This window comes from Blastococcus sp. KM273129, assembly GCF_021698995.1.
Classification (GTDB): Bacteria; Actinomycetota; Actinomycetes; order Mycobacteriales; family Geodermatophilaceae; genus Blastococcus.
Genome location: NZ_SSXB01000117.1, coordinates 1 through 8,982, shown reverse-complemented (window position 1 = coordinate 8,982; position 8,982 = coordinate 1). Strand labels below are relative to the sequence as shown.

The window sequence follows — 8,982 nt, the reverse complement described above, 5'->3', positions numbered from 1 at the left end:
GCGCTGGACAGGGACGCCGCCTACCGGCTCGCCGCCACGGAGTACCAGCGCATCGTCGCCGTCCTGCGGGAACTGCACGCCGACGACTGGGACCGGCCGACCGAATGCCCGGGCTGGGACGTGCGCGCCATGGCCGCGCACGTGCTCGGCATGGCGGAGATGGCCGCCTCGGTGCGGGAGATGGCCCGCCAGCAGCGGCTCGCCGGCAAGGCCGGGGGCGGGATCGACGCGCTGACCGCCGTGCAGGTGCGCGCGCACGCCGACCTCGACGGCCCGGCGATCGCCGCCGCCCTCGAGGACACGGCGCCGCGGGCGCTGAGGGGACGGCGCCGGCTGTCCCGGGTCGCGGGGCGGCTGACGCTGCCCGAGGAGCAGGTCAACGGCGACATCCGGGAGCACTGGCGGATCGGCTTCCTGCTCGACGTCGTCCTGACCCGCGACGTCTGGATGCACCGGATCGACGTGTGCCGGGCAACCGGGCGCGAGCCGGAGCTCACCCCCGGGCACGACGGGGTCCTGGTCGCCGACGTCGTGGCCGAGTGGGCGCAGCGGCACGGCCGGCCCCACGAGCTCACCCTCACCGGACCGGCCGGCGGGCAGTGGTCGTCGGGAACGGGCGGCGAGCGGGTCGAGCTCGACGCCGTCGAGTTCTGCCGCGTGCTGTCGGGCCGGGGGAGCGGGCCCGGTCTGCTGGGCCAGCAGGTCCCCTTCTGAGCAACTCCCGCCCGGCCCGGGACAGCGGCCGCCTGGCCGGACGGCAGCGCTCCGCCCCGCTCTAGGATCGGCGCCCGTGCCCGCCGCCGAGGACGCCCCGGACCGCCCGATCGTGGTGGTCGGCGTCGGCGCCGACGGCTGGGACGGGCTCTCGCCGCGTGCCCGCCGGGCCGTGGAGGACGCCGAGGTGCTGCGCGGCAGCGCCCGCCAGCTCGCGCTGGTCCCGCCCGGGGTGGGTGCCGAGCGGGTGCCCTGGCCCTCGCCGCTGGGTCCGGCGCTGGCGGGGCTCCCGCGGGAGCACCCCGGGCGGCGGGTCGTCGTCCTGGCCAGCGGCGACCCGATGCTCTCCGGCATCGGCACCTCGCTGGTGCGGGCGCTGGGCCCGCGGGCGGTCGAGGTCGTGCCGCACCCGTCGTCGGTCACGCTGGCCTGCGCGCGGCTGGGCTGGGCCGTGGAGGAGGCGCAGGTGGTCTCCGTGGTCGGCCGCCCCGTCGAGCTCGTCGTCCCGCACGCCACCCCGGGGCGGCGGCTGCTGGTCCTCGGCTCGGACGGGTCGACCCCGGCGGCCGTCGCGGCGCTGCTGGCCGAGCGCGGGCTGGGCGCCAGCCGGCTCACGGCGCTGGCGCAGCTCGGCGGGCCCGCCGAGCACGTCCTCACCGGCACCGCGGCCGGCTGGCCGCACCCGGGCACCGATCCGCTGGTGCTCACCGCCGTGGAGGTGGCCGCCGACCCCGGCGCCGTCGCGCTGCCCGCCCTGCCCGGCCTGCCGGACGACGCCTACGAGCACGACGGCCAGCTGACCAAGCGCGACGTCCGTGCGGTCACCCTCGCCCGCCTCGCCCCGCTGCCGGGGCAGCTGCTCTGGGACGTCGGCGCCGGCGCCGGGTCGATCGGCATCGAGTGGATGCGCACCCACCCCTCCTGCCGGGCGGTGGCGGTGGAGGCCCGCCCGGACCGCGCGGCGCGGGTGCGCCGCAACGCCGTCCGGCTGGGCGTCCCCGGGCTCGAGGTCGTCACCGGCGCAGCGCCCGCGGCCCTCGCCGGGCTGCCCACACCGGACGGGGTGTTCGTCGGCGGCGGTGCGACGGCGCCGGGTGTGCTGGACGCCTGCTGGGACGCGCTGCACCGGGGCGGTCGGCTGGTGGTCAACGCCGTCACCCTGGAGAGCGAGGCGGCGCTGGCCGAGCGGTACGCCCGGCACGGCGGTGAGCTCGTGCGGCTCGCCGTCACCACCGCCGCCCCCGTGGGCGGCTTCACCGGCTGGAAGGCGGCGATGCCCGTGACGATCTGGTCGGCGGTGAAGGCGTGACCGTGCACTTCATCGGCGCCGGCCCGGGCGCCGCGGACCTGGTCACCGTGCGGGCCGCGCGGATCATCGCGTCGGCGCCGGTGTGCCTGTACGCCGGGGCGCTGGTGCCCCGCGAGCTGCTGGACACCGCCCCGCCCGGCGCACGGCTGGTGGACACCGCGGACCTGGACCTCGACGAGATCACCGCAGAGCTGGTCGCCGCGCACGCGGCCGGGCACGACGTCGCCCGGCTGCACTCCGGCGACCCGTCGGTGTACAGCGCCATGGCCGAGCAGATGCGCCGGCTGGACGCCGCGGGGGTGCCCTACGACGTCGTCCCGGGCGTGCCCGCCTTCGCCGCCGCGGCAGCGTCGCTGAAGCGGGAGCTGACCGTGCCCGGGGTCGGCCAGACGGTGATCCTCACCCGCACCTCGGCCCGGTCCACGCCGATGCCGCCGGGCGAGGACCTGGCGACCCTCGGCGCCTCCCGCGCCACGCTCGTGCTGCACCTCGCGGTGCAGCGGATCGCGGAACTGGTGCCCGAGCTGGTGCCCTCCTACGGGGAGGACTGCCCGGTCGCCGTCGTCGCCCGCGCCAGCCGGCACGACGAGCTGGTGCTGCGCGGCACGCTCGCCGACATCGCCGGCCAGGTCGAGGCCGCCGGCGTGCGGCGCACCGCGGTGGTGGTCGTCGGCTCGGTGCTGACCGCCGGGGAGTTCCCCGACAGCCACCTCTACTCGACGACGCGGTGCCGCGGCTAGGCGGTGCCGACGACCGTGCCGGCGCGGTCGACGACGAGCACGTCCACCGCGACCGGGGCGCCGCGCAGCACGCCGAGCGCCGTCTCCCGGGCGGCGGCGGCGACCAGGTCGCCCAGCGGCAGCCCGGCCGCCCGGCACTGCTGCAGCGCGTCCAGGGCGGTGTTGGCGCCGCGCACGCCGTCGACCAGCGCCGGGGACCCGCCCCCCGCCTGGACGCGGTCGGCCAGCGAGGCGAAGGACACCTGGGAGCGGCCCGAGTGCAGGTCGAGGTGCCCGTCGGCGAGCTTGGCCAGCTTGCCGATGCCGCCGGCGACCGTCAGCCGCGGCACCGGGTGGCGGCCCAGGTACTTGAGGACGGCGCCGGCGAAGTCGCCCATGTCCAGCAGCGCGTCCTCGGGCAGCCCGTAGCGCTCGACGACGACGCGCTCGCTGGTGCTGCCGGTGCAGGCGGCGACGTGCCGGTGCCCGGCGGCGCGGGCGACGTCGATGCCGCGGCGGATCGAGTCGATCCACGCCGAGCACGAGTACGGCACCACGACGCCGGTGGTGCCCAGGATGGACAACCCGCCGAGGATGCCGAGCCGCGGGTTCCAGGTGCGCCGCGCCAGCTCCGCGCCGTGCTCCACCGACACCTCGACGACGACGTCGCCGGTGCCCCCGTGCCGCGCCGCGACGGCGGCGACGTGCTCGCGGATGAACTGCCGGGGCATCGGGTTGATCGCCGGCTCGCCGACCGCCAGCGGCAGCCCCGGCTTGGTCACCGTGCCCACGCCCTCACCGGCCCGGAAGGTGACGCCGCTGCCCGGCTCGCCGTGGGTCACCCGCACCGAGACCAGCGCCCCGTGGGTGACGTCGGGGTCGTCGCCGGCGTCCTTGACCACGCCCGCGGTCGCGGCGCCGTCGGCGAGGTGCTCGGTGGCGAGCGCGAACGCCGGGTGCCGGTCCTTGGGCAGGTGGATCGAGACCGGGTCGGGGAACTCGCCGGTGAGCAGCGCGGTGTAGGCGGCCGTGGTCGCGGCGGTCGCGCACGCGCCGGTGGTCCAGCCCGAGCGCAGGCCGGTGCCGGTCGTCGTCGCCACCGCACCAGCATGCACGGCGGCCCCCGGTGACCGGCCGGGTGCTGGTGCTCGGCGGCACCGGGGAGGCGCGCCGGCTGGCGGCGGCGCTGGTGGCCGACGGGGTCGACGTCGTCAGCTCGCTGGCCGGGCGGGTCGCCGAGCCGGCGCTGCCACCGGGGGCGGTGCGGATCGGCGGGTTCGGCGGGGTCGACGGGCTGGTGGCGTGGCTGCGGGCGGAGGGCGCGGCGGCGGTCGTCGACGCGACCCACCCGTTCGCGGCCGGGATGACGGCGGCGGCGGCGGAGGCGGCGGCGGTCACCGGCACCCCGCTGCTGCGGCTGCAGCGCCCCGGCTGGTCCGCCGGGCCCGGGGACGACTGGCGCCGGGTCGGCTCGCAGGCGGAGGCGGCCGCTGCCGTCACCGGGTTCGGCTCGGTGTTCGTGACCACCGGGCGCCAGGGGCTGGCCGCGTTCGCGGGGGTGCCGGGCCACTGCCTGGTGCGGTCGGTGGACGCGCCGGAGCCGCCGCTGCCCCGGCGGGTCACCGTGGTGCTGGCGCGCGGGCCGTTCTCCGTCGAGGAGGAGCTCGAGCTGATGCGGGCGCACGCCGTCGACGTCGTCGTCACCAAGGACAGCGGCGGCCCGATGACGGCGGCCAAGCTCACCGCGGCCCGGGAGCTCCGGCTGCCGGTCGTGCTGGTGCGCCGGCCCGCGCTCCCGCTGGGCGTGCCGGTCGTCGCGACGGTGGGGGAAGCGCGGGACTGGATCCGGTCGCGCGCAATCTGATCGTCATGTGTGTCGATGCAGGTCGGCGGGGCAGTGCACCGGCATGACCGACACCGCGTCTCTCCGTGCCCTGGCCCTCGTCTGCAGCCTCAAGCCCTCGCCCGCCCCGTCGAGCAGCGACCTGATCGCCCGCCAGATCCTGGGTGAGCTGGGCAAGCACGGCGTCACCGGCGACGTCGTCCGCGTGGTCGACCACGACGTGCGGCCCGGCGTCGAGGTGGACATGGGGGAGGGCGACCAGTGGCCCGCGATCCGTGAGCAGGTGATGGCCGCCGACATCCTCGTCGTCTCGACGCCGACGTGGGTGGGGCACATGAGCAGCGTCGCCCAGCGGGTGCTGGAGCGGCTCGACGGCGAGCTCTCGGAGACCGACGACTCGGGCCGGCCGGAGGTGACCGGCAAGGTCGCCGTCGTGTCCGTCGTCGGCAACGAGGACGGCGCGCACAAGATCGTCGCCGACCTGTTCCAGGGGCTCGACGACATCGGCTTCACCATCCCGGCGCAGGGGTCGACCTACTGGAACGACCAGGCCATGGGCGGCGCCGACTACAAGGACCTCGACGAGACCCCCGAGGCGGTGGCCTCGACGACCGCGACGCTGGCCGAGAACGCCGCGCACCTGGCCCGCGCGCTCAAGGCCCAGCCCTACCCCGGCCGCTGAGCGGAGGGCGCCGTCCTGCCCAGCCCTCGCACGCCCGGGGCGGCGCCGGCCACCGCGCCGTCCGCCGCCTCAGCGGCCCCGGCGCGGCGGCGCAGCCGCACGCCCAGCACGGCGCCGAGGGAGAGCGCCACGAGCACGGCGGCGTAGACCTCGGTGACCGTCTCCAGCCCCACCGCACCGGCGGCGACCCCGGCGACGACCGCGGGGACGCTGAAGCTCAGGTAGCCGGCGACGAAGACGCTGGACAGCAACCCGGCCCGCTCGCCCGGGGCGACCCCGGCGCTGGCGGTGGCGACGGCGCCGAGGAAGGCCAGCCCGAAACCGAGGCCGGAGACGACCGCGGAGGCGAAGAGGACGGCGACCGCGCCGCCGACCAGGGCGGCGATCGTGCCCGTGACGCCCACGGCGAAGACGGAGGCGCCCAGCACCATGGCCCGCTCGGGCGCGAGGTCACGGCCCAGCACCGCCGCGAGAGCGGCCGTCCCCTGCATGGCGAGCACCAGGAGGCTGCCGACCAGGTGGTCGTCGATGCCGAAGACCCCGGCGACCAGCGACGGCCCCAGCGAGAGGTAGAGCCCGCCGAGGGCCCAGGCGGCCACGATGGCCGGCAGCGCGGTGAGGAACGCCGCGCGCTGCGGGCGGGGCACGCGCACCGACGGGCGCAGCGAGCCGAGGGCGCCCGGTCTCCGGGGTGAGGTCTCGGGGAGCGTCGTGGCCGCGACGGCGGCGAGCAGGAGCACCGCGGTCAGGACGGCGAACAACCAGCGGGTGGGGCTGGCCACGTGCTCGACGACCAGTCCCGCGCCCACCGCACCCAGGGAGAGCCCGATCCCGGGTCCGGCGCTGTTGACCAGCGGGCCCAGCGGCCGGGCCGGCCGCTGGTTGTCGAGCAGCATCGCCCCCAGGGTGCCGGTGAGGGCGCCCATGGACAGGCCCTGCACCACGCGGGCGGTGAGCAGCCAGCCGACGCTGTCGGCGGTCAGGAAGACCACCATGGAGGCGGCCTGCAGCAGCAGCCCGCCGACCAGCACGGGGCGGCGCCCGACGTGGTCGGAGAGTCCGCCCACCACCAGGAGCGCGGCCAGCAGCGCGAGGGCGTAGATGCCGAAGACGGCGGTCAGGGTGCCGGGCCCGAAGCCGAACTGCTCCTGGTACACGCGGTACAGCGGCGTGGGGACGCCCGACGCGGCCAGGACCAGCAGGAGCAGGCCGGCGGCGGTCCAGAACGCCGGGTCCCGGCGGAGGGTCGGAGGAGCCACGATGGTGGGCAAGGGCAACGATCCCGGCGGCATTCCCGCGCCGCGGCGTGTCAGCCGGGGTAGCGGCGGGAGGTGTAGACCGCGCCCGTCGGCGTGACCCGCGTCTGCGAGGAGCCGATCAGCACCAGGCAGCGCATGTCCACGGAGCCGGGGTCCAGGGCGCCGAGGGTGGTGACGCGGACGGTCTCCTCCGGCCCGCCGACGTCCCGGCCGACGACCACCACGGTCTCCGGCGGGCGCACCTCCAGCAGCACCTCCAGCGCCTCGCCGAGCTGGTGCGGGCGGTGCTTCGAGCGCGGGTTGTAGAGGGCGATGACGAGGTCGGCGGCGGCGGCGTGGCGCAGCCGGTCGACGATCACCTGCCACGGCTTGAGGACGTCGGAGAGCGACAGGACGCAGAAGTCGTGGCCCAGCGGGGCGCCCACCCGTGAGGCGACCGCCTGGGCGGCGGTGAGGCCGGGAACCACCCGCACCGGGACGCCGGCGAACTCCGGGCGCTCGGCGACCTCGAGCACCGCGGCGGCCATGGCGAAGACGCCGGGGTCGCCGCTGGAGACGACCGCCACCCGGCGGCCCTCCTGCGCGAGCGCGAGCGCGTGGGCGGCGCGGTCGGCCTCGACCCGGTTGTCGCTGGCGTGGCGGGTCTGGCGCGGGTTGACCGCGACCCGGTCCAGGTAGGGGCCGTAGCCGACGAGGTCGTCGGCGGCGGCGAGCGCCTCGGCGGCCTCGGGCGTGGTCCAGCTGCGGGCGCCGGGGCCCAGGCCGACGACGACCACCTCCCCGGCGTCGGCCGGCCGGTCGGCGTCCGGGGCCGGCTCGGTGACCTGCGGGGTGAGCGGGCTGGGCAGCAGGGCGAGCGAGAAGTACGGGACGCTCGCCGGGTCGACCTCGGCCAGCGGCAGGCAGCGCTGGCGGTCGGTGGTGGCGCGCTCGACGTAGAGGGCGCGGTCGAGGACGCCGGCGCGGTCGAAGGCCTCGCGCACCTGCGGGAACGTGCGGCCGAGCTTCATCACCGCCGCCGAGTCGGTGGCGGTGAGCCGGGCGGCGAGCTCGTCGGCGGGCAGGGTGCCGGGGAGGACGGTGAGCACCTCGTCGCGCTCGACCAGCGGCCGCCCGACCGCTGCGGCGGCCGCGGTGACGCTGGTGACGCCGGGGACGACCTCGGTGGGGTAGCGGTGCGCCAGCCGCTTGTGCATGTGCATGTAGGAGCCGTAGAAGAGCGGGTCGCCCTCGGCGAGGACGACGACGTCGCGCCCGGCGTCGAGGTGGGCGGCCAGGCGCGCGGCGGCCGCCTCGTAGAACTCGTCGATGGCGCCCTGGTAGCCGCCGGGGTGGTCGGTGGTCTCGGTGGTGACCGGGTAGACCAGCAGCTCCTCGACCTGCCCGGCCCGCAGGTAGGGCTCGGCCAGCGCGCGGGCCACCGAGCGGCCGTGCCGGGCGGCGTGGAAGGCGACGACGTCGGCGGCGCCGATCAGCCGGGCGGCCTTGACGGTGACCAGCTCCGGGTCGCCGGGGCCGAGCCCGACCCCGTACAGCCGTCCGCTCATTCGACGTCGCTCGCGATCGCGTTGACCGCGGCGGCGGTGATGGCGCTCCCGCCGCGGCGGCCGCGGACGACGAGGAACTCGAGGTCGGAGGCGGCGAGGGCCTCCTTGGACTCGACGGCGCCGATGAACCCGACGGGGATGCCGAGGACGGCGGCCGGCCGCGGGGCACCGGCGGCGACCATCTCGAGCAGGTGGAACAGCGCGGTGGGGGCGTTGCCGATGGCGACGACGGCGCCGTCCAGCCGGTCGCGCCAGAGCTCCAGCGCCGCGGCGGTGCGGGTGGTGCCCAACTCGGCGGCGAGCCCTGGGGTGCGCGGGTCGTTCAACGTGCAGACGACGTCGTTGTCCTTGGGCAGCCGGCGCCGGGTGACGCCGCTGGCCACCATCTGGGCGTCGCAGAGCACGGGAGCACCGGCATCGAGCGCCTCGCGCGCCCGCTGCACGACGGCGGGGGACCAGGCGATGTCCTCGACCAGGTCGACCTGACCGCAGGCGTGGATCATCCGCACCGCCACGCGCGCGACGTCGTCGGGCAGCCCGCCCAGCTCCGCCTCGGCGCGGATCGTCGCGAACGACTGCCGGTAGATCTCGGCGCCGTCCTTCTCGTACTCGTAGACCACCATCGGGCGGGAAGGCTACGTCGGTGACCCCCGCCCGCCCGCGCCCGGTCAGCCGGCTCGGGAGTTGGCCGGTTCGGCGGTGATGCGGGGGAGGATGAGGATCTCGGTGCTGTCGGGCCGCCAGGTGCGCCATCGGCCGTCGGCGTCGCGGACGATGGTGAACCCGTGGTGCACCTTCGTGTGGTGCCGCTCGCACAGCAGCCCTGAGTTCTCCAGCGAGGTCTCCCCGCCGTCGGCCCAGTGCACCAGGTGGTGCACGTCGCACCAGTGGGCCGGGGCGTCGCAACCG

General features: G+C 77.0%; 10 protein-coding genes. 5 read left to right on the top strand and 5 right to left on the bottom strand.

All coding sequences use genetic code 11. The features are described from left to right. The 3 genes from E9565_RS20690 to cobM form a co-directional block, all read left to right on the top strand. Positions 1 to 714, top strand: a 714-nt coding sequence (locus E9565_RS20690; RefSeq protein WP_236836628.1) for a maleylpyruvate isomerase family mycothiol-dependent enzyme, incomplete at its 5' end; no start/stop codon positions are given. A gap of 76 nt (positions 715 to 790) precedes the next feature. Next, positions 791 to 2,023, top strand: coding sequence for a precorrin-6y C5,15-methyltransferase (decarboxylating) subunit CbiE (gene cbiE, locus E9565_RS23445; RefSeq protein WP_236828637.1), 1,233 nt, complete (start codon positions 791 to 793; stop codon positions 2,021 to 2,023). Continuing rightward, on the top strand, positions 2,020 to 2,763 hold the full coding sequence (gene cobM / locus E9565_RS20680; protein ID WP_236828636.1) for a precorrin-4 C(11)-methyltransferase: 744 nt from the start codon (positions 2,020 to 2,022) through the stop codon (positions 2,761 to 2,763). The genes cbiE and cobM overlap by 4 nt, the downstream gene beginning before the upstream one ends. Here the strand turns inward: cobM and E9565_RS20675 are convergent. Beyond that, positions 2,760 to 3,842, bottom strand: coding sequence for a cobalt-precorrin-5B (C(1))-methyltransferase (locus E9565_RS20675; RefSeq protein ID WP_236836627.1), 1,083 nt, complete (start codon positions 3,840 to 3,842; stop codon positions 2,760 to 2,762). The genes cobM and E9565_RS20675 overlap by 4 nt on opposite strands. A gap of 26 nt (positions 3,843 to 3,868) precedes the next feature. On the opposite strand from E9565_RS20675, the gene E9565_RS20670 reads away from it, so the two are divergent. Further along, complete coding sequence (locus E9565_RS20670; protein ID WP_236836626.1) at positions 3,869 to 4,606, top strand: cobalt-precorrin-6A reductase; 738 nt, start codon at positions 3,869 to 3,871, stop codon at positions 4,604 to 4,606. Between the two features lie 43 nt (positions 4,607 to 4,649). Further along, positions 4,650 to 5,267: a flavodoxin family protein gene (locus E9565_RS20665; RefSeq protein ID WP_236836625.1), complete on the top strand. Its 618-nt coding sequence runs from the start codon at positions 4,650 to 4,652 to the stop codon at positions 5,265 to 5,267. Here the strand turns inward: E9565_RS20665 and E9565_RS20660 are convergent. The 4 genes from E9565_RS20660 to E9565_RS20645 all read right to left on the bottom strand — a co-directional run. Then, positions 5,252 to 6,526 carry an MFS transporter gene (locus tag E9565_RS20660; protein WP_236836624.1) on the bottom strand — a complete coding sequence of 425 codons (1,275 nt, stop codon included), beginning with the start codon at positions 6,524 to 6,526 and terminating at the stop codon, positions 5,252 to 5,254. The two genes, E9565_RS20665 and E9565_RS20660, sit on opposite strands and share 16 nt — an antisense overlap. 50 nt (positions 6,527 to 6,576) lie before the next feature. Continuing rightward, positions 6,577 to 8,073, bottom strand: coding sequence for a precorrin-2 C(20)-methyltransferase (locus E9565_RS20655; RefSeq protein ID WP_236836623.1), 1,497 nt, complete (start codon positions 8,071 to 8,073; stop codon positions 6,577 to 6,579). Next, positions 8,070 to 8,696: a precorrin-8X methylmutase gene (locus tag E9565_RS20650; RefSeq protein WP_236828630.1), complete on the bottom strand. Its 627-nt coding sequence runs from the start codon at positions 8,694 to 8,696 to the stop codon at positions 8,070 to 8,072. Before E9565_RS20650 ends, E9565_RS20655 begins: the two co-directional genes overlap by 4 nt. Positions 8,697 to 8,741: 45 nt before the next feature. Then, the coding region (locus tag E9565_RS20645) for an HNH endonuclease signature motif containing protein (protein WP_236836622.1) at positions 8,742 to 8,982 on the bottom strand (241 nt) is incomplete at its 5' end.